Origin of the sequence: Flammeovirga aprica JL-4, assembly GCF_012844305.1 — a bacterium.
Taxonomy (GTDB): domain Bacteria; phylum Bacteroidota; class Bacteroidia; order Cytophagales; family Flammeovirgaceae; genus Flammeovirga; species Flammeovirga aprica.
Window position 1 is genome coordinate 94,777 of the sequence record NZ_JABANE010000005.1, and the last position, 21,891, is coordinate 116,667.

Here is a 21,891-nt window from a genome sequence, read left to right on the forward strand (position 1 = left end):
AAAATAATATAAAAGAAGCTTAAAACTTACTGTTGAGAATTTGAAGAATTCGGTGATAAAGTTATAGAAAAGAATAGAATTAAGTTTAATGATTCAAAAATAACCTCCTTTTTCTCTGAAATAATCACATAGGGGCAATAAAACAGATGAAACTGACCCTAGCAACTTTTTGTTAGAGGAGTAACCAAAATTGACTTAGTATTAAAACCAAATTATCACTATCATGAAAGTCTATCTATATATTCTGGGGCTTTGTTTACTGGGCCTTGATGCTTTTGCTACTACGTACTATTCTAGAGGAGATGGGAATTTTTATACCGATGACATATGGGCCACAACGGAGGGTGGAACAGGCAGAAAGTTTACGGATTATTCTATAACTGCAGATGATGATTTTATCATTCAAGGTTTCGATATTGTTTCTTTGCCAAGTACCTCAATCAGTATAGGCAGTATAACAGTGACATCGAATGCTCAACTGACAGATTTTACTGCTTCATGTGCTTTGACAGTAACTGATCTATATATTCTAGGTCAATTAAACTTAGCTGGAGGAAGTGTAGGAGCAGTTAATGTTGAGAATATCTATCTTTTTGGAGCATCAGCATCATTAAGACTTAATGTTGTCACTGATGCTATTACACATTCTGGTTTACTATTCGTCAGTAGTTCAGCTTCCAATCCAATTATTGAAGGAGGACCACCTAATATTACAGGTCTCTTAGATGATTTTATTGATGGAACAATAACAGGAGATAACATATTGCATGTCCCAACACTAGCCACAGAAAGTACTCTAGCTGATTTACCGTCAGAATTTTCAAGTGAAACTGTTGCAATTACTTTACAGAAGGATTACACATTGAAAATTAGTAATGCTATTCATTCAGCATTTACTATATCAGCAGGGTCAGATGCTTCAGCCTCAAATAATGGAAGTATCGAATTCCTCTCAGGTGCATCAGGAACATTTATGCCGGCTAATGATGCGAATCCATTTCTAAATCTTACAATAAATACCTCTTCAGGAATTACCCTAGGAAGAGGAATAAATATAGGAGGTGTATTAAAACTCACAGATGGGATAATCACGACAAGTGGCAATACTTTAGCCATAGTTTCCGGGGGAAGTGTAAGTGGAGCTTCTTATACAAATGATGTAAATACAACCATATCAGGAGGGTCGAATGCCTCACATGTTGACGGTACAATGTCAATGGTCGTTTCAGCAACTAATGATTACGTTCTTTTACCAGTAGGCGATAATAGCTTACTGCGAGTTGGCGGTGCTAGAAACCTTGTTTCACCATCACCTAGTGACTTTGTGCTCACTATGGCCCATACACAGTCAGCACATTCTAATAATACAGATTTAGATGATGTAAATTTGAAAGTAAGCCTGATGGAATATTGGGATATTTCAGTATCGGGTGCAGATGTAGACAACGTGACGAAGAATTTTAATGTTGTTCTTTCTTACCATACTAATTCTGGTATCAACACAGCATCTTTAAGTACAGTACACCTTATGCATTACAGAGGTGCAAAATGGTATTCTGAAGGAGATATGGGTGGAACGGGTACACATACCACTGATACAAATGACCATAATGATAGTGTAGAAGGTTTTATAGAAGCAGGAACAGCTACTTTCAGTCCCTTTACCCTAGGAGGAGACAGCAGTCACGATCTACCCATCACTTTAAAATCATTTGATGCAGAGAGAGAAGGTGACGCACTTGTATTTAATTGGACAACAGCTCAGGAGATAAATAATGACTTCTTTGAATTAGAAGGTTCAACAGATAAAAAGAAGACAAAGGTACTTGCTAGTATCGATGGAGCGGGGAACTCTAATGTTGATATTCAATATTCTCATACCTTACAAAATTGGAACAGTTATCAATTCTTCAGATTGAAACAAACTGATTTTGATGGAAAATATTCCTACTCAGATTGGGTTCAAGTAGAAAATAATGAAGCTCAAAATGCATTTGATTATATCATTTATCCTAATCCATCCAGCATAGAAATTAATGTGGAGACGACTTCTTTAGCCAATGAAACCATCAATACCTATCAGATATTTGATTTGAGCGGAAAGCGATATCACACCACAAGTTGGAACCCCACGCATCATACCATTGATATTTCTACCTTGCCCAAAGGTATTTATATGTTAATGATTTCAACGCTATCAGGAAAAAAGAAGATTCAACGTTTCACAGTCCAATGATCTATAACTAAATTAGCTATCGGAAATTAACAGACGATAGTTATGGACAAAAAATATATGTATAGAGCATTACAGCTCGCTCAGAAAGGAATGGGACATGTAAGCCCAAACCCTATGGTAGGTGCTGTAATTGTATATAAAGATCGAATTATTGGAGAGGGATATCATCAGAAATATGGTGAGCCACATGCTGAACCTAATGCAATTGCTTCTGTAAAAAAAGAAGATCAACAGTATCTTTCTGAAGCGGATATGTATGTTACCTTGGAACCTTGCAGTCATTATGGAAAAACACCTCCGTGTGCTGATCTGATTGTAAGGACAAAATTAAAAAATGTATATGTCTGTAATCTTGATCCTAACCCACTTGTAGCGGGACGAGGAATCAAAAAAATGACAGATGCGGGCGTACATGTTGAAACTGGAATTTTAGAGGAAGAAGGCTTAGAAGTCAATAAGCGTTTCTTTAAAACTATGATACACAATAAGCCATATGTGATCTTGAAATATGCTCAGACAGCTGATGGTTTTGTGGCAAGAGAAAATTACGATTCTAAATGGATCAGTAATGGTTTATCGCGTCAGCTAGTTCATAAAATGAGAGCGGAGGAGGATGCAATTATGGTAGGCAGTAATACCGCAAAGCATGATAATCCAACGTTGAATACTAGAGATTGGGCAGGCAAAAACCCCTTAAGAGTTGTCGTTGATAGAGAGCATAAGCTGAATCAGAGTTTAGATCTTTTTGATAATGAATTGAAAACGATTTGTTATACGACATCTTTTGATGAAGAAAACGAGAACCTCGCTTTTATTCCTTTAGGAAAAGATACTTTCTTTGAAGATCTTTTGACAGATTTGATGGGTCGAAAAGTACGTTCGGTAATTGTGGAAGGTGGAAGTAGATTATTAACGCAGTTCATTGAGAAAGGATTGTGGGATGAAGCTCATATTTTCACTTCATCAACTACTACCTTTGGGAAAGGCATTGAAGCACCAACTTTGACTAATGCTAGGAAAGTATCGTCTCAACAGATTGAAGGAGATGATTATTCCATTTACAAAAGAAGATAAAACCAGTACAATATTATAATGAAGTCTCCTGCTTAGTGCTCTAATCAGGAGATTTTTTTATTTTAGGATTCACATCATTCACTCAAACGAATTCAAGATGACAAAAAAAGAAGTAATGGACGCCCTTTATAAATTAGGAAATGAAGGAACAAAATCTATTTATTTAAAGCATGGTGCTAAAGAACCCTTCTTTGGTGTAAAAGTAGGTGATTTGAAAACCATTCAAAAGAAGGTGAAAAAAGACCATGATTTGGCACTTGAACTGTATGCTACTGGCAACTCTGATGCAATGTATTTGGCAGGGCTGATTGCGGATAACAAAACCATCACAAAAGAAACTTTACAAGAATGGGTGAAGCTGGCTAATTGGTACATGCTGTCAGAATATACGGTAGCTTGGATCGCTTCAGAATCGAAATTTGGTTGGGAATTAGGGCTAGAATGGATCAATGACGCAGATGAAGGAATACAAAGTGCAGGTTGGTCTACTATTTCCAATTACATCGCTATCACAGCAGATGACCAAATTGATATAAAGAAAATAGAAGAATTACTAGACCAAGTCAATGCTGATATTCATGAATCATTAAATCGAGTGAGGTATACTAAAAATGGGTTTGTAATTTCAGTGGGAGCATATATTCCATCTTTAACAGAAAAAGCGGTAGAAGTAGCTAAAAATATAGGAAAGGTAAGTGTCAATGTGGGTGAAACTAGCTGTAAAGTACCATTGGCATCTGACTATATTCAGAAAATTATTGAGAAAAATAGAGTGGGGAAGAAGAAGAAAAAAGCAAGGTGTTAAGAGCAGATTTTAAATATGCTCTAAGGGTATAGTCCGTTTGAAGAGGGAAATACTTCATATTTCTTTCTTCATTATTTATTCCTTTTTTGTTAATACGATGATCACACAGTTGCCGATTTTTATTTACTAGTTTTGTGTTTTCAAATCTAGGACAATGAGAAATAAACTAGCAACAGCAACTGACATCGAACTCTTACAGCTTCTTATTGAAGAAGAAAATCTCTCTGCTTTTGATGAAATTTATGAGCGCTACTTTGAGCGTTTGTTCCGGTACGGAAATCAAATCTTAAATAACCAACAGTTAAGTGAGGATATTATACAAGAAATTTTTGTTACTCTCTGGACAAAAAAAGATGTGCTTCAAATTACTCACCTCAATGCCTATTTACATCAAGCCGTCAAATTTCAAACGGCAAAGCATTTCCGAAAAGCCGTACTTACAGAAGAACAATTAGAGTTGGCGGAGAAAATATTTAGTCAGCAGAATACAGATGATTTAGTTATTGTCAATGAACTAACAGAAGAGGTCAATCACCTTATAGCAACATTACCTCATCGATGTAAAGAGGTGTTTCAGATGTCGAGGTTTGAACATTTGTCTAATCAGGAAATTGCAACAAAGATGAACATCTCTATTCGCACGGTAGAAACCCATATCAGCAATGCTTTGAAATTCCTGAAAGAGAATATTACGGCCACTTCATTTTTGCTATTCTATTTTCTATTTCTTTAAAGCTAAATAATTGGATAAAAGCAATGGAACAATAATTACGTGCACCATGACTGAAGTCATGGGCTAGTGTTATTGACTCCAATAACACTAAAGTGTTGTCTCCGTTACCAACCTTCAAGACTTTAGTCTTGAGTAGGTTGCCCTATCACCTGCCCATAGTTTTAACTATGGTGCAAGAAACACTCGATTACTTTTGTCCTAGTACTTAAGATGAACAAACTATTACTTTAATAAACTGTTTGTGAATTCCCTCCAATTTTTAAAAAATCATTACGTGTGCCCTTCTCTTTTTGATACTAACAGGTGAAAACACCATAAAATGAAAGAAAAAGACTTTTTAAATATCATCGATAGGTACGCTTCTGAAGAAGCAAATGAAAATGAGGTAAAACTCGTTGATCACTTTTTTGATGGAAGTCAAAATACGGCTTCAAAAGAGTGGGACAAAGAGAATACCTTGACAGCAAAGAAGAAAGTACAACATAAGATACATCAAGAAATAGGTGTAAGAAAAACAGTGCCCTTCTATTCCAATTCTGTTTTCAAATCTGTTGCTTCAATTGTAATAGTCGGCTTATTGATGGGCTTGTATTTTTCTTTTCAACCAAAAGATATAGAACAAGTGGTTGTTCAAACTGCTGTGGGGGAACAGAAGAAGGTAATTCTGCCAGATGGATCTATCGTTCATCTCAATAATCTTAGTAGTCTTTCCTATCAAAGCGACTTTCAAACGAACAGAACATTAGTGCTAGAAGGTGAAGCGTTTTTTGATGTTCAAAGAGACACCCTACATCCTTTTAAAGTGTTCACACAAAAAACAATTACGCAGGTATTAGGAACTTCATTTAATGTGAAATCCTATCATGAAACCGTTGTAGAGGTAGTGGTAAAAACAGGAAAAGTAAATGTGAGAAGTAAAGTAAATCAGCATAATTCTATTGATCTTTTACCTCAGCAAATGACCCAGTATTATGGGGAGGAGCAACAATTAGTGAAAAGGGAAATCAAGGGAAATGAAGGCTTACAGTGGATGAATAAAGTAATTGTTTTTGATCAAACACCTATAGAAAAGGCAATTGAAGAGCTGGAAAGGTGGTACAATGTGAAGATTCAGATTGCTGACCAAGGGATCAAGAACTGTCAGTTAAACGGTCAATATAAAGTAAACAAGCTAGAGGAAATTCTCCAAGGATTAGCCTTTATGAATAATATCCAATACCAGTTTCAAAAGAACGGCGTCATTGTTTTGAAGGGTAAAGGATGTCAATCGCAATAAATAAAAAACCCGACACTGTTGGCGCAGGACGGGTGATAAATCAATCGCAAAATTAATTTATTTATGAGTACAAATGTAAACAAATTGTTGATGAAACTATCAACAAAACGGCTTATTTATGCCTTAATTTTTATGAGCGTAATGGGATTCTATTCTCCTGCTCAAGCTTATCATTTTGAAAATACACAAACCACAATACCTTTAGAGGTGGAAGGCATCACATTGCATGGTTTATTTAAAGCAATAGAAGGTAAAACGGATTTGGTCTTTATGTATGATCAATCTGTAGAAAACAATACAACCTTATTTAATTTTTCATCATCAGACATTTCTGTAACTGAGATTCTAGAGCAAGTCACTCAAAAAACGGGATATACATTTAAGGTCATCAATCAAACGGTATATGTAAAACAGCCAATTGATGCTTCAAATACTTCACAGGGTAATAAAAAAGTTCAACAAGAGGATAGAATCATTGAAGGGCAGGTGATTGATCAGGAGACAAAAGAACCTCTGATTGGTGCCTCGGTTTACATCAAAAATACGACCAAGGGAGTGGTAACCGATTTTAATGGAAACTTTAGAATCAAGGTTCAAGGTCAAGTGACTACTTTGGTTTGTTCATTTATTAGTTATAAAAAACAGGAAATCTCTATTGAAGGGAAAAATAAAATTACCATTGCTTTACAACTAGATTCGAAAGCATTACAAGAAGTAGTAGTTGTAGGTTATGGAACGCAAGAAGCCAAAGATGTGACTGGTGCTGTTGGAATGGTGAAGGAAGAGGATTTTAACCAAGGAATGATTAATTCTCCAGAACAACTTTTACAAGGAAAAATGGCAGGTGTTAATGTTGTAGCATCGAGTGGAGAGCCAGGAGCGGCAATGAATATTGTGATCCGTGGAGCAAGCTCAATCAGAAGTGGAAACTCTCCACTTTATGTAATCGATGGAATGCCATTGGACAATTCTGATGTTTCACCTGAAGGAGCAGATATGGGTGTGGGAAGCTCACAAGCAAAGAATCCTTTGAATTTTTTAAACCCTAATGATATCGCTTCGATCAATATTCTTAAGGATGCTTCTGCGACAGCAATTTATGGTGCGAGAGGTTCTAATGGTGTTATTTTAATTACAACTAAAAAAGGAAAAGAGGGGAAAGGAACTTTGAGTTATGCTGGATCTGCAGGTCTTTCGACTTTGTCTAAGAGAGTTGATGTTTTAGAAACTCCTGCTTTCATTACTGCGACAGATAGAATAGCAGAAGAAAATGGGACGGAGAACAATTACATCTATGATAGAAATGTAAACACAGATTGGCAAAAAGAAATGACAAGAACGGCCAAGACCCAAAACCATAATCTTTCGTTTTCAGGTGGAAAAGATCAATCTTCTTACCTTGCTTCTATCAACTATTTTGATCAGGAAGGTATCATGAAGCAGAGTCAGCAAATTCGATTTTCAGGAAGAATTAATGTTACTCAAAACTTCTTTGAAGATCGATTGAAACTGGGGGCTAATTTAACAGCAAGTCAAGTAGAAGACTCGGGTATTCCAAGAAGTAACGGTGCAGGATCTGGAGGAGAATTAATCACTAATATGCTAAAGTCTAATCCTACTTACCCTACGCATGATGAAAATGGAGAATTGTTTGTATTCCCTTCGGGTGTCAATCCTTATGCCTTCTTAGAGTTATACCAAGACTACACAAAAACAAACCGTATCATTGGAAACTTTAATGCTGAAATTCAATTATTAAAAGGATTGAGTTACAAATTGAATACAGGTGTTGACAATGCTACTTCCAATAGAAATCTGCAGATTGATCCTAATAATATTGAATTCTTTAGCCCTGATGGACGTGCGACAATTCTTAATGTAGAGAGTGAAAATAGATTGATAGAGAACTATTTTAACTATCAATTAAAAACAGGCAGACACAATATGAAATTTCTATTGGGTCATTCTTATCAGAGATTTTACAGGAGAACTTATGGCTTTACGGTCAATAACTTAACGACTACTGAAGTAGACGCGATTAATAATCCAAGTATCGGTTCTGATTTGACTTCAACTCCACCAACAGGTAGTGCTCAGGTCAATGAACTACAGTCATTCTTCGGAAGAGTGAATTATACTTTCAATGAAAAATACATCTTTACAGCATCATTAAGAGCGGATGGTTCTTCGAAGTTTGGAGATAATAACAAGTATGGTATTTTCCCTTCTTTTGCAGCTGCTTGGCGATTAAGTGAGGAGCCATTTATTCAGAACTTAGGCGTATTTTCAAATCTCAAATTAAGAGCTAGCTGGGGACAGACGGGTAATCAGGAAATTCCAAATAAAATCACTCAAGCTTCTTATTCAACAAGCGTATCTAATGGTTATTGGTTGAATGAAGGTGGTGAAATTACGAATGGAATAACATTGGCTCGTACTGCAAATCCAGATATCAAATGGGAGGTAAATACACAGGCAAATATTGGTGTTGACTTTGAACTTTTCCAAGGGAAATTGTATGGTACTTTCGATTATTTCAACAAAAAAACAACGGATTTACTATTAAAAATGACCTCTCAAGATCCATCACCTTCGCCTTACGTTTGGAAAAATGTTGATGGTACGATTACGAATAAAGGTTTCGAATTTTCATTAGGAGGTCATGTTATCACTAGAGGGAATTTTAATTGGAATGTAGATGCTAATGTGACTCGCATTCAAAACGAAATCAATAAACTGCCTTTAACATTAATTTCTACAGGTTCATTGTCAGGTCCTGGTTTATCAGGTGCACAAGTCAATGCTTATGCAAATGGACAACCTATTGGCGCTTTTTACTTGCTAGAACATCTTGGGTTTGATGAAGAAGGTAAAAATATCTTCAATGATGTAGATGGAGATGGTACTATAACTAATAATGATAGAGTCTTTGCAGGCAGTGCACTTCCAAATTATACATTAGGTCTTACGAATAATCTATCTTATAAGAATGTTGACCTGTCCTTTTCTTTAAATGGAAGTATCGGAAACAAGGTGTATAATAATACAGCAAATGCTTATTTCTCTATCCCTTCATTAACCAATGGCAATAACATTACGAATGCCATTGCCAGTACCAATGAAAGCAGTCAAAACGTTCCTCAGCCATCTACCTATTACTTGGAAGATGCAAATTTCTTAAGATTAAACTACCTCACAATTGGTTATAAGTTTAATACAAGTAAGTGGAACAACGTAAGTAATCTTCGTATTTATGCTACTGGTCAAAACTTGTTGACCATCACCAATTATTCAGGATTTGACCCTGAGGTAAACACTGATAAATCATCAGATGGAAACCTTTCATACGGTATTGATTATGCCAACTACCCAAGAGCGAGAACTTTTATTTTGGGTGTCAATGTATCTTTCTAAATCTAATAACATCATGAAATCTCTTATCAAAGTATCTTATATATTTTTAGCTTCTGTAATGGTCGGTTGTACAGACCTGAAAGAAGAAATTCTGGATGAAACGCTGAACAAAGATCTTATTACATCAAGTGAAGCAGCAGAAAGTGTTACAGCTGCAGCTTATGCTCGTTTACGTTCCACTTTTACGCACAATGCCAAAGTATTTGGTCTACAAGAAATCACAACAGATGAAGCCATCTGCCCCACAAGAGGAACAGACTGGGATGACAATGGTCTTTACAGAGAATTGCATACTCACTCATGGACAGCCAATAATGGAGCTATCCGTAATACTTGGAATGAACTAAACCAAGGTGTGGCAAAGTCGATGATTGCAATAAAAACAATGCAAGATATGGAGGGCAATTTTGATCAAAAAATTGCTGAAACTACGGTCTTAAAAGCATTTTATATGATGCATTTATTGGATTTATATGGTCAGGTGCCAACAAGAGATGTTGAAACTTTGAAGTTCAATGAAGACCCTTTGGTGTTGAAAGGTGAAGAAGCAGTTCAATATATAGAGGAAGACCTATTGAGTACTATCGATCATTTAGGAACAAAAGAAGAAGTAGGCAGTTCAAGAATCACAAAAGAAGTGGCTCAAGCTTTATTATCACGTTTATATCTCAATATAGCTGTATATACTGATCCGTATGCTCCTTCTTACAAATTCAAATCTGAAGATTTAACGAAAGTAATTCAACATTCAACAGAAGTAATTAACTCTTCAAGCTATCAATTAGAAACTGCTGATTACTTCTCTATTTTCGATACGGATAATCATGGACATAGCGAAATGATTTTTGCTGTGGATCAGCGTTTGGAATACAACTTAGGAGACAACCGTTTTGCTGTAGTAAGTTTAGCAAGGTCACAAAAGCCAACACCAACTAGAAGAGGGTGGAATGGATATGCAACATTGCCTGAATTTGTAGATACTTGGGATGTAACAGATCCTCGATTCTCAAAAGTGAACTTCGCACAAGAAGAGGGTACTTTAGCTCCAGAGCTCTACGAGTTGAATAGAGGTTTTATGTCGGGACAACAGTATGGCCCTGTATTAAATGAGGATCAAAGTGATTTTGAAAAAGATACATCCGGTCAATTAATCATTACAGCACTGATGAATGATAGAGACGGACTACCAACAGATTTTACAAAAGAAGTAAAACTATTTGATAATCAATCTTCAGGGATTCGTGTAGCAAAATATCAATTTGATATCAATGGTTCCTCAAATAGTCGTGGTCAAGTAGATATTCCATTGATAAGACTAGGAGATGTTTACTTGATGAGAGCTGAAGCAAAATTCAGAAATAATGATGTGTCAGGTGCACTTTCTGATATCAATACTTTAAGAACAGCAAGGGGAGCCAAACCATTAACTTCTCTAACTGAAGAAGCACTTTTTAATGAAAGAGGTTTTGAGCTGTATTGGGAAATGCAGAGAAGAACAGATATGATTCGTTTTGGGAAGTTTGAGGATAAGTGGACTGAAAAAAGCAGTTCAGATCCTAATAAAAGGGTTTTCCCTCTTCCTCAAACGGCATTAGATGCCAATCTTAATTTAGTACAAAATCAAGGTTACTAAACTTTTTCTAATCAATTCATAGGGGTATTCTTGATGTCATTAAGAGATAAAAAAAAACAGCTATTGACGATGGCATTGAGTAATACTTCCTTTTCTTACTATGAAATACGCTATCAACAGGCGCACTTTTTTAAGACTTTCAGCAACTACATTATCTGCTGTTCCTTTTCTTAGTTTTAGCAATATTATTTCCGAAAAACCATTGTTGCAATTCGGGATGATGACGGACTCTCATTACGCTGACTGCCCTTCAAGAGGAATACGTTTTTTTCAAGAGTCAAAAGCAAAAATGAAAGAGTGTGTTGACTTAATGAATCAACGAAAGGTAGATTTTATGATTCATTTGGGTGATTTGAAAGACGAATCCAAACCTGCTATTGAATCTGAAACGCTTCAATATTTGAAAGACATTGAAAGTGTTTATGCTGCATTTTCGGGTCCGAGATTCCACGCTATCGGCAATCACGATTTGGACAGTATAAGCAAAAAACAATTCCTTGATCATATTGAAAATACAGGAATCCCAAAGGATAAAAGTTATTACTCTTTTGATCAAAATGGTTGTCACTTCGTTGTTTTGGATGCCAATTATCTCAAAGATGGAACAGATCATGGCAACAACAATTTTCATTGGGAAGACACACAGTTACCACCTGAAGAGCTTCAATGGTTAAAGGAAGATCTTAATAAAACCACTTTTCCCACTTTCGTTTTTTTACATCATACGCTTTATGATGTGGGGGAAAAAGGAAAAAAATATCATGTTACCGATGCGGACCAAATCAGAAATATATTGGAAAAATCAGGTAAAGTGATGGCTGTTTTTCAAGGGCATTATCATCGAGAACAATATCAAAAAATAAATGGTATTCATTACTATGTCCTTAAGGCGATGGTAGATTATTCAGGGAAAGAGAATAACAGTTATGCGATTGTGAAGCTGTATAAAAATGGCGTATTGGAGATAGAAGGATTTCGTAGAGCAATAAGTAAATCTTTACACTTCAATTTAATTAAAAATGAAAACTAGAAACTATTTTTTATGGATGTTATTCCTATGTATGTTGCTTTTTTATGGTTGCAACAACAACAGCGAAATTCATCAAATGCAGACGGCTCATCTCCATCAAAACAAAGTAATTGTTGATGAAGGGAAAGCAATTGCAGACTTCTACTTTTACAGTGATCAGGTTGCTGTTTCCGAAGAAGGAGAGGTAAAAGGAAAAGGAGATGTTCTTTCGTTCAGAGTACACAATTGGTCAGAAAGTATGTTGGGTCGTCAACTTAAAGTGGCGGAAATGGGGAATGTAATTTTGAGTAATTCCACAGGAGATTTAGAATCATTCATGGCAGGTTATTTATTGATTACTAAAAATGAAGATACTTATAATGTCACCTATTCAATCCAAAACCCTAATAAGAATTGGTCAGGGCAAGCAGAAATAACGTCTTGGATTAATAAAGCTTCAAGTAATCATAGAGCCATTAATACGGCATGTGGCACTTGCACAGACACGTATAATGAAGTACTCAATCCTTCTACAAGTTTGCAAGTAGCGGAGATGTTTGCACCCAGACTTTATTTTGATAAAGCAGCCAAAACCTTTCCGTCCACTGGTCAGAAAATTTTTGATATCTCAAAAAATAAAGATTGTGGACAGCAATTATCTCTCAGTTCAGGAATTGACAAATCAGGAAGTATTGCTGAAGCTGAAACTTACTTTCAAATCACCAACTGTCCAGAAGATGACCGCAGATTGTTTATCACTTATTGGTGGACTTACATTCGACAAGACAATTGCTTTTTCAATGCTGGAGGTCATGATTATGATTGGGAAAGAATTGTGGTGCAAGTCAACAAAGATACATGGACAGCCACAACGGTGACTTATTATCAGCATGCTGGTTGGTATACTCATAAGCTGACTCAAAATAGAGCAACTGTTTATATCGGCAAAATTGGTCATGGTGCTTATCATAATTCCGGAGGAAGTGGCGGATGCTGTTATTGGGCCGACTACAGAAACCCTGGACCACTTTGGGAAACATGGAAAAGCCCCATTAAGGAACTTCGCTGTGATGGTGAAAATTGGATGGCTTTTGATGGTAAATGGGGCAGCCCGGCTCAAGGACCGTTGTATAGAGATAGAAATTACTGTGATCTTGACCCTTGTAAAGGATCTACAGTCTTAGGTTGTACAACAAGTGGTTGTGCTCGTAGTGAATATACTTCTACGAATTTGGGAGGCATTGATTACGGTTTCAATTAAATAGAGAAAGCCAAGGGCCATGGATTTTTGGTGGCTCTTGGTGTTTTTTTACTTGCTGTTTGGAAGGACTATCAAATTAGAATGTAAAGCACAAGAAATAAGAAAACGAGATGTTAACCTTTGTGTCATCTAGAGTGATTAAAATCTAAAAATTACCTACATTCGCTTTTCAAAAATTGAAATAAGAATATGACCTACCAGGAAACTTTAGATTTTTTATACGCACAGCTTCCAATGTTCCAGAGAGAAGGGAAGTCTGCTTTTAAGAAAGATTTATCCAATACCATTGCTTTATGCGAGGCGCTTGATCATCCTGAAAATGCATTCAAGTCCGTTCATGTTGCAGGAACAAACGGTAAAGGAAGTTCTTCACATATCCTTTCAGCTGTATTACAATCGGCAGGGTATAAAGTAGGTTTATATACATCTCCACACCTGAAGAGCTTTACAGAAAGGGTGAAAATTAATGGTCAGCCTATTGCTGAAGATAAAGTTGTGGAGTTTGTAGGTGGTATTAAAATGCATATCGAGGAGATTCAGCCTTCGTTTTTTGAATTGACTGTAGCGATGGCCTTTGATCATTTTAGAAATGAAAAAGTAGATATCGCCATTATTGAAGTAGGTTTGGGAGGAAGATTAGATTCTACAAATGTGATCAGTCCAGAAGTAAGTTTGATTACAAATATCGGTATGGATCATATGGATATGCTGGGTAATACTTTGGAATTGATTGCTGGTGAAAAAGCTGGAATTATAAAAGCCGATACTCCAGTAGTGGTCAGCCAAAAGCAAGAGGAAACGACACCAGTATTCTTAGAAAAGTCTTCTCAAGAAAAAGCACCGATTACTTTTGCAGAGGAAGTATATCAATGGAATGCATCTAACATTATGAAATCAAATCAGATTTTCTTAGAAGATGTAGTGTTAGAAGCCAAAGGAAATTATCAGAAACATAATGCATTGGGCGTGTTATCCATAATTGATGCTTTAAACCAAAAAGGAGATTTCTTTATTTCTAAAGAAGCCATCAAAGAAGGGTTTAAAAACTTGAGTGCATTAAGTGGTTTGGAAGGACGCTGGCAAACTTTGCAAACAGCTCCTCTGATGATCACAGACGTTGGTCATAATGAAGATGGATGGCGATTTGTATTGGATCAGATTTCAACATTAAAGTTCAACAAGCTTTGGATGGTTTTGGGTGTGGTCCAAGAAAAAGACTTACCTAATATGTTGAGTAAACTGCCTGTAGAGGCCTATTATTTCTATTGTAAGCCTAATGTGCCAAGAGGATTGGATGCATCAGTTTTAGGTGAAGAAGCGGAAAAAATTGGTTTAAAAGGAGAAGTAATTAGTGATGTAAATGAGGCTATTCAAGCGGCAAAAGAGAAGGCTTCAGAAGAAGATTTGATCTTTATTGGGGGTAGTACATTTGTGGTGGCAGAGATCGAAAACCTTTAAAGTTGCTTAAAGTAATAAACATCTTTTAACTTAATAGAGTGGCGTAATTAGAATTTTATCTAATACATTTGCTCTTGATATGCAAGAAATCAATTCCATAAAGGGTTGATTTCTTTATGTTTAACGAACTTTCTAGTTTATGAAATGTAGAAAATTTTTCTACTTTATTATTGCCGTAACTGTATCAATTAGTTTTTATTCATGCGGTAGAACGGCAAATTCAATGAACAAACACTCATTGTGTTATGAAAAAATTATCAAGAGTGACCCTGTTAGAAATGAGAACGGACAAATGATTTCTTTTATGGATTCCATGTTTCTTCAGTTAGATATCAACGGGAAGAACGTAAAAGGAACTTTTGAATGGATGCCTTCAAAAAGCAAGTACATAACAGGAACATTGAAAGGAAAAATTGAAGAGAATTTGATCAAAGCCATCTACACTTACCAAACTTCAGAAGGTTTAATGCAACAAGAAGAAAGGTATATCAAGTTGGAAGAAGATTCAGCTTACTTTAGGGTAGGAGGAAAGATGAGGCTCAAAGATGGAGTGTATGTTTACACTAATGATCAAGAGAATATGCAATTTGGAGCAGCAATACCTTTGAAGTATTGTGGACTTTAAAAAAATAATTTGATTAACATCAAAATTGTAGAAGAGATAAGAAAGGTCTTTCATTAATTTGGAAGGCCTTTTTCATTATTTCTCTTGATAGAGTTATTTTTTTGATACATAATACCGATCGTATTACTTTTATTCAGATTTTAGAATTGTAAACTATTGACAAATAAACGAAACATGAAAAGATCACCTGAAATAATTATTTTCTCTTCTCAATCTGGAGTGACTGAATTTAAAGTTGTGCTAGACCATGAAGAGGATACAGTATGGGTTTCTGATCAGCAAATGATCGATCTTTTTGGTAAGGCAAGAAGAACTATTGGAGAACATATCCGAAATATCTATGAGGAAGGTGAATTAGAGAAAGAAGCAACATGGCGGGAATTCCGCCAAGTTCAACAGGAAGGTAATCGTCAGGTTTCAAGAAAGGTATCTTCATACAACCTAGATATGGTTATTTCGGTTGGTTTTAGAGTGAAATCAAAAGTAGGTATAGAGTTTCGTCAATGGGCATTACAGAAGCTAAAAGAATATTTATTGAATGGATACTCCCTAAATGAGCAATTACTTACCCAAAAAAGTGACCAAGTAGAAAGGTTACAGGAAGAAATAGTACTGCTGAATAAGAAACTATTGGAAAGTAAAAATGAGATCAAAACAGGCTTTCTGGGAATTATTACAAATTATGCTAGGTCCTTTGAATTGCTAAGTAAATATGACAATGAGGAGCTTACTACTTCAGGTCTGAATGAAGACATTATTTATGTCATCAACTATGAAGAAGTAAAAAGAGCAATCAAGGCGTTGAAAGAAGATTTAATGGGGAAAGGAGAAGCAGGTGAACTGTTTGGAAATGAGAAAGATGATTCATTCCAAGGTTTATTAGGAAGTATCTCACAGACCGTTTTTGGTCAACTGGCTTATCCAAGTATAGAAGAGCAAGCAGCACAGTTGCTTTATTCAGTCATCAAAGGCCATGCTTTTAGTGATGGCAATAAACGCATTGGATCATTTCTGTTTGTATGGTTTTTAGAACAAAATCAATTTCATCTTAAAATGGATGGCCAAAAGAAAATTACAGACAACACGCTTGTTGTATTAGCATTGGCTGTAGCTCAGAGTTTACCAGAACAAAGAGAATTAATCATTAAACTAATTATCAATTTGATAAAGTAGAATACCCCAAAAATCAAATCAATGACTTTTAGGGTATAAGTATATTCAAAGTTAGAGTGTTTCTTTAGCTGAATGTTGAAGAATGTGCTACTGTTGTAGTGGTGTCTTCAGAGAAAACACCATTAACGAAGTGCCACTCCGCATTTGCTGATGCATTGGAGAATGTAGCGAATACAAAGCCTCTTCTTGAAGCATCTGCATATTTTAAACCTTCTATAAGTGCAACATTTGCCTGTTCAAAAGGAACAATTACGGAAGGATCACTACCAAAGATGCCTTCAAACCCAGGAGAAGAAACTGAAGCGGTGGCGAACTCTTCTCCTACTGTATTTCCTGAAGCATTGATTAAATTACTGTTCCAGGCATTGTGTGTATCTCCTGCAAGTGAAATTAAATTTTTTCCTTCAGCCGCACCATAAATGATTTCCCTTTCCGCAGGGTAGCCGTCCCAAGCATCAAGGTTATAAGGAAGTACGGTTTTCAATCGTGCAGTTTCCTCTGCCGTAACTGTAGGATCTCCCAAGGCAATTCTTTCTTTGATAGTTAAAAGCTCAGTGACACTTTTTTGATATTGCAGTAATAACTCCATAGATGCTGAACCAGAAGCAGCAATAGCGGCTACAATCTGAAGTAGTTCTATGGGAATTGTGTAAGTACCCATTAATACCTGACTTCCTAATACTTGCCATTTTGCAGTACCTGATGCCAATTGACCAGCTAACCAACCTCTTTGTTCTGTGCCAAGAAGTGTCCTGTTTAAGTTACCCCAGTCTGCCAAAAACTTTACACTATCCAGTCCAGTTGCGGTAAAATAATCACTGTAATCCAATTGCTTTTCACGGCCAATAATACGCGTGTCCAACATGTGAAGGTCTACAATTCCACCAAAATCAAAACTGCGGTAAATTTTTGCATTGTCACTTACTCTTGCCGGCAGGTATTCATGCCACACTTGAAGAGCATAAGCTTTTCTAGTTTCATAGTCACCTTCCCCTTCATTGTGGTTTTCCGCACCATCTTTATACGCATCATTTGTAATTTCATGATCATCCCAAACGCAGATAAAGGGTTTTGATTGATGAAGTTGTTGCAGTTGAGTGTCCTGTCTGTATTGACGATAACGGGTTCTATAATCTTCAATTGAAAGTATTTCCCCATCAGGTTTGTGGAAACGATCTAAAGAAGCAGTTTGCTCGTTGACTCCATAACCGTCGGCTCCATACTCATAAATGTAGTCACCAAGATGAACTACAACATCTGCCTCTGACAGTGCCACAGCTCCATACACATTAAATAAGCCCGCTTGGTAATTGGCACATGATACTACTGCCATTTTTACATCGCTTACTTCACCAGTTGCGGGAAGCGTTTTGGTCATGCCAATTGGAGATACTTTTCCTGTGAATGTACTTGAAAAGCGGTAATAGTAAGTCTTGTTAGATTGTAATCCACCGACATCAACATTAACAGTATAATCTGAAGCCGTATCAATTGTTACATTTTCATTGGCTATAATAGAGTTAAAGTCTTTGTCTGTTGCCACTTCAAGTTTTATTTCATTGGTTTGCTCATTTGTGGCAGGGGTGTACCTTGTCCATAAAATGACTTGTGATTGAGTGGGGTCAAAGCTAGCTACGCCTTCAAAGAAACCAAATTCTCCTTCAGGTGTGATATTGGGATCAATTTCTTCCAATAGATCATCATTTGTACAAGCTGAAAGTGGAAGAAGAGTAGTACCACTTGCTACGATAATTGAGTTCCGAATAAATTTACGGCGAGAAACCGCATTCATCACATTCTTTTTCATTAATTGATGGGAAGTTGAGTGTTTGAGAGCATGTATGAAACATCTATTTTAGTAAAAATCCACCCTTTCAGAACATGAGTTTATTAATTTCATCAACTACAGAATCACTATTTTCTCTGAAATTAATTTCCTCACAACCTAAAATGGAAAATTTTTACTTTTGAAATATATATTCCATACATGCTTTAAGTTTTAGGCAAAATTATAAAGAGTAAATGACCTCAAAGTGAATTGATTATTATTGAATGATTATTCATTTTATTTAATGTTATTAGAAGGTTAATAAACCTGTTTTCTCAAAATAGTTTACTAACAGTATGAGTATCATGTCTTTTGGAGAGCAGAAGAAAAAGTAGTAGAACAGCTATATTATTGGAATTGAAAATCACACAAATTTTTCTACTTTTGCACTAACATGTTATTATTTAATCCTAGATAAAAATTACAATGATGGATGAAAATATGATCGCAATGCAGTTTGCAAATGCGATAAACACTACTGAAGATGAGAATCAAATTGTACAAATGATGCAAGCGGCATTCGGTATGTTACAGGGAATGAATCTTCCTGAAGAGAACATTAAGGATATTGCTGGCAAAGTTTCTACTTTCTTGTCTGAGTTAGAAGTTGAAGAGGGATCTCAAGCAGCGAAGAACAAAGCAAAAGCAGTTGAGACATTAGCAACATTAATCGGATAGTATTCGTACTACTCTTTTAAATAACAAGTAACACTTTATTTCGGTAAAGTGTTTTTTTATGTCTGAAGGTTTCTATTTTCATCTTAAAGGTATTTAGTATCAATCTTCTGATATTTTATTAACATAGATCAAAAAAATGTTTAATAATAGTCTCTAATGGCCTATTTTACACTTTTTAAGATGTTGAACTAAAACTTTTTCAATCATAACCGTATAATATTAAACAATCAGTAATACAAAGAAAATTATCAATTAAAATTATTTATTATTATGAATACGACGGTTTTCAAAAATTACATCATTGCGTTAAGTTTGATTTTAGGCTTCTCCTTTACCTCTTTTGCTCAAGAAGATACATCCACATTATCAAAAAAAGAACAAAAAGCTTTAAAAAAGGAACAGAAGAAAAAAGCAAAAGAAGAAAAAAAAGCACAAGCTGAAGCGTATGAAAAGTTACAGCATGAACAAGCTTTAGCAGCAATAGATAGTCAACAATTTGTTTTAGAAGCCAATCAGCTTTATGATAGAAGAGGCAGAACAGTGAATGTTCAGTCGAATATCAACTTTATCAAAGTACAAAAAGATGTAGGTGTTTTACAGATCGGTTCGGCCAATTTGGTGGGATGGAACGGCGTTGGAGGTATTACTGTAGATGGTAGAATTTCTGACTGGAAAGTGAAGAAAGATGATAAGAACAGCAGAACTACAGTTTCTTTTAATATCATGGGTTCTATGCTCGTAGCAAGAGTGGTGTATGATCTTGATGGTACAGGAAACTACTGTAATGTAAGAATTGATGGGGTGTTCAGTGCCAGTCAATTGAAAATGCGAGGTATGTTAGTGCCGAATAATATGAGTACTACTTATGAAGGTATGATCAGGTATTAATTCTTTTCGTTTAGAAAAAGGAAAACCCATGAAGGAGATTTTAAAGTCTTCCTTCATGGGCTTTTTTATGCCTTGATCCATTTCTTTATTTTCTTACGCTTTCTGTAGAGATATTCATACAGGCCCGTCACGAGTAAAATATTGAAAAGTAACCCAAGAACCGGAATCAGCAGTATGCTGTACTTATCGAAAATGAACTGGAATAATCGACCGTTATGCAATTCAAACATATAGTTCCATAACGGTAATTTGTATTCCTCTTGAATCACCTTTGGAAAGTGATAAAAGGTGTCTTCTTGAGGAGGAGTTATGGCCAATAAACCTTGAGAATAAGCAGATATATATTTCTCACCTTTTGGAGATGTAAAAGCGGCAACGGTCATAAAATCACCTGGTTTTTGAATTCTTTGATAGAAAGGCACTTTTTCATGAGTGAGTGCATCAGTACTGAAATTTTCACCTTCTTTATAATCATATAAACCATAAAAAGACCCCACTAAAAAGTGTTTATCTCCTAAAGGTTCAAAAACCGTAGCTCCCATAACGAAGATATTTACCTTCCAGTCCTGTTTTTCAAATGCTGATTCTCCATCACTCTTACCTGCAAAAATACCTTCTGTAGTATCTAGAATAATACGATCAGTTTGTGGATCATATAAAGCATTTCTTATCGTATGATACCATTCATTTTCTAGAAAACGATCTGGAATAATAGAACTTGGTACTTTGCCATTGTATAAAGCTACAATCAAAGGAGGACGCATAAACATACCCGTTCCTCCAATAATCAATAAGAAAAGAAAGGTCCAAACGCCAATTTTTGTATGATAGGTAATGATGAATTGCTTGATTTTTTTAGAAATGGAATGGGTAGCTTTTTTCTTTTTAAAGAAGGTGATGTAAAGTGAGGTGAGAGATAAGAAAATCAGTATGAGCGATAGGAAATCATAAAATAGTCTTCCAGGTGTTCCCCATAGCCAACCGCTGTGCAAAGCAAACGTAAACTGAATCATGTCGACTTCGTTATGCTCTTTCTTGAAAATAGGGTAGACCTCTAACTGATTTGCCTGAATGGAATAAATATGCGACTGTGAAACGGCATAAAGTTGTCCCTTGACATTGATCACTTTGACAAATTTTTCTGGATATTGATTGGGGGTGGTAATGGCTGTCCACTGATTATTACTGAGATCTAATTTGTAAATACCACCAAAAGTAGCCACGTAGATTTCACTTTGCAGCGTATCATAATACAAGTCGTTTACCTTCTGATAATAGATCGCTTCAGGAAATCCATTATGCATTAAAGATTGGAAAGATTTTCCGCTGTCATTACTTTTCCAGACTCCCTGTTTTCCACCGATAATGATTGTATCCTGTCCCACATAAACAATATCTTGTATACCGCCTCTGTTCCAGTTTTCAGGAATGTATTCGTCTGGGAAATAGGCCTTAGGAATTGAAAAAGTAGCAATGAGATCTGGATGGTTTAATAGAATACCGGATACACTCATCCAGACTAGAATGATGGATAAAAACAGTCCGATGTACTTATGCCAGCTGACTGCTTTTTTGTAGATTTTCTTAAAAATCATTGTTCGTTTGTTAATCAGCATAGTGCTGAAAAAAGGATAATTCTGATAGAAGCCAAAGAACAAAACCTTCCTAATTCCCTTTGTTCTTCCTTGATACAAACCTACTAAAAAATAATAAAAGACAAAAATATCTTTTATGCAATTTGTAAAAATGAGTCTTAAAAAGTTTATATTTGTACATATAAGAATTTCAATTAATTAAACT

At 35.7% G+C, this 21,891-nt stretch carries 16 protein-coding genes; 14 read left to right on the forward strand and 2 right to left on the reverse strand.

The window, feature by feature from the left end; all coding sequences use genetic code 11:
* Positions 1 to 223: 223 nt before the first annotated feature.
* The 12 genes from HHU12_RS02840 to rhuM all read left to right on the forward strand — a co-directional run bounded on the left by HHU12_RS02840 (position 224) and on the right by rhuM (position 16,697).
* The gene (locus HHU12_RS02840; RefSeq protein ID WP_169654809.1) at positions 224 to 2,236 is read left to right on the forward strand and encodes a T9SS type A sorting domain-containing protein; all 2,013 of its coding nucleotides are present in this window, start codon (positions 224 to 226) and stop codon (positions 2,234 to 2,236) included.
* 42 nt (positions 2,237 to 2,278) lie between these two features.
* The gene (gene ribD / locus HHU12_RS02845) at positions 2,279 to 3,310 is read left to right on the forward strand and encodes a bifunctional diaminohydroxyphosphoribosylaminopyrimidine deaminase/5-amino-6-(5-phosphoribosylamino)uracil reductase RibD (protein WP_169654811.1); all 1,032 of its coding nucleotides are present in this window, start codon (positions 2,279 to 2,281) and stop codon (positions 3,308 to 3,310) included.
* Positions 3,311 to 3,407: 97 nt separating this feature from the next.
* Entirely contained in the window at positions 3,408 to 4,115 is a 708-nt protein-coding gene (locus tag HHU12_RS02850) for a DNA alkylation repair protein (RefSeq protein ID WP_169654812.1), read from the forward strand.
* A 154-nt stretch (positions 4,116 to 4,269) separates the two neighbouring features.
* Entirely contained in the window at positions 4,270 to 4,848 is a 579-nt protein-coding gene (locus HHU12_RS02855) for an RNA polymerase sigma-70 factor (RefSeq protein ID WP_169654814.1), read from the forward strand.
* Positions 4,849 to 5,167: 319 nt separating this feature from the next.
* A complete protein-coding gene (locus HHU12_RS02860) occupies positions 5,168 to 6,124 on the forward strand; it encodes a FecR family protein (RefSeq protein ID WP_169654816.1) in 957 nt (318 codons plus the stop codon).
* A gap of 90 nt (positions 6,125 to 6,214) precedes the next feature.
* Positions 6,215 to 9,538: a SusC/RagA family TonB-linked outer membrane protein gene (locus tag HHU12_RS02865; protein ID WP_169654818.1), complete on the forward strand. Its 3,324-nt coding sequence runs from the start codon at positions 6,215 to 6,217 to the stop codon at positions 9,536 to 9,538.
* Positions 9,539 to 9,551: 13 nt separating this feature from the next.
* Positions 9,552 to 11,171, forward strand: a complete 1,620-nt coding sequence (locus HHU12_RS02870; RefSeq protein WP_169654820.1) for a RagB/SusD family nutrient uptake outer membrane protein — start codon at positions 9,552 to 9,554, stop codon at positions 11,169 to 11,171.
* A 100-nt stretch (positions 11,172 to 11,271) separates the two neighbouring features.
* Positions 11,272 to 12,201 (forward strand): metallophosphoesterase family protein, encoded by a 930-nt coding sequence (locus HHU12_RS02875; RefSeq protein ID WP_169654822.1) that lies wholly within the window; start codon positions 11,272 to 11,274, stop codon positions 12,199 to 12,201.
* Complete coding sequence (locus tag HHU12_RS02880; RefSeq protein WP_169654824.1) at positions 12,191 to 13,441, forward strand: NPP1 family protein; 1,251 nt, start codon at positions 12,191 to 12,193, stop codon at positions 13,439 to 13,441. Before HHU12_RS02875 ends, HHU12_RS02880 begins: the two co-directional genes overlap by 11 nt.
* A gap of 189 nt (positions 13,442 to 13,630) precedes the next feature.
* Complete coding sequence (locus HHU12_RS02885) at positions 13,631 to 14,899, forward strand: bifunctional folylpolyglutamate synthase/dihydrofolate synthase (RefSeq protein WP_169654826.1); 1,269 nt, start codon at positions 13,631 to 13,633, stop codon at positions 14,897 to 14,899.
* Positions 14,900 to 15,038: 139 nt separating this feature from the next.
* Positions 15,039 to 15,524, forward strand: coding sequence for a hypothetical protein (locus HHU12_RS02890; RefSeq protein WP_169654828.1), 486 nt, complete (start codon positions 15,039 to 15,041; stop codon positions 15,522 to 15,524).
* A 174-nt stretch (positions 15,525 to 15,698) separates the two neighbouring features.
* On the forward strand, positions 15,699 to 16,697 hold the full coding sequence (gene rhuM, locus HHU12_RS02895) for a virulence protein RhuM/Fic/DOC family protein (RefSeq protein ID WP_169654830.1): 999 nt from the start codon (positions 15,699 to 15,701) through the stop codon (positions 16,695 to 16,697).
* Positions 16,698 to 16,761: 64 nt separating this feature from the next.
* Here rhuM and HHU12_RS02900 read toward each other — a convergent pair whose 3' ends face one another.
* Positions 16,762 to 18,504, reverse strand: coding sequence for an alkaline phosphatase D family protein (locus tag HHU12_RS02900; RefSeq protein ID WP_169654832.1), 1,743 nt, complete (start codon positions 18,502 to 18,504; stop codon positions 16,762 to 16,764).
* 447 nt (positions 18,505 to 18,951) lie between these two features.
* Between HHU12_RS02900 and HHU12_RS02905 the strand changes: the two genes are divergently transcribed.
* A complete protein-coding gene (locus HHU12_RS02905) occupies positions 18,952 to 19,203 on the forward strand; it encodes a hypothetical protein (protein WP_044205002.1) in 252 nt (83 codons plus the stop codon).
* Between the two features lie 270 nt (positions 19,204 to 19,473).
* Positions 19,474 to 20,091 carry a DUF4251 domain-containing protein gene (locus HHU12_RS02910; RefSeq protein WP_169654834.1) on the forward strand — a complete coding sequence of 206 codons (618 nt, stop codon included), beginning with the start codon at positions 19,474 to 19,476 and terminating at the stop codon, positions 20,089 to 20,091.
* Between the two features lie 65 nt (positions 20,092 to 20,156).
* Here HHU12_RS02910 and HHU12_RS02915 read toward each other — a convergent pair whose 3' ends face one another.
* The gene (locus HHU12_RS02915; protein WP_169654836.1) at positions 20,157 to 21,686 is read right to left on the reverse strand and encodes a PepSY domain-containing protein; all 1,530 of its coding nucleotides are present in this window, start codon (positions 21,684 to 21,686) and stop codon (positions 20,157 to 20,159) included.
* Positions 21,687 to 21,891 lie beyond the last annotated feature (205 nt).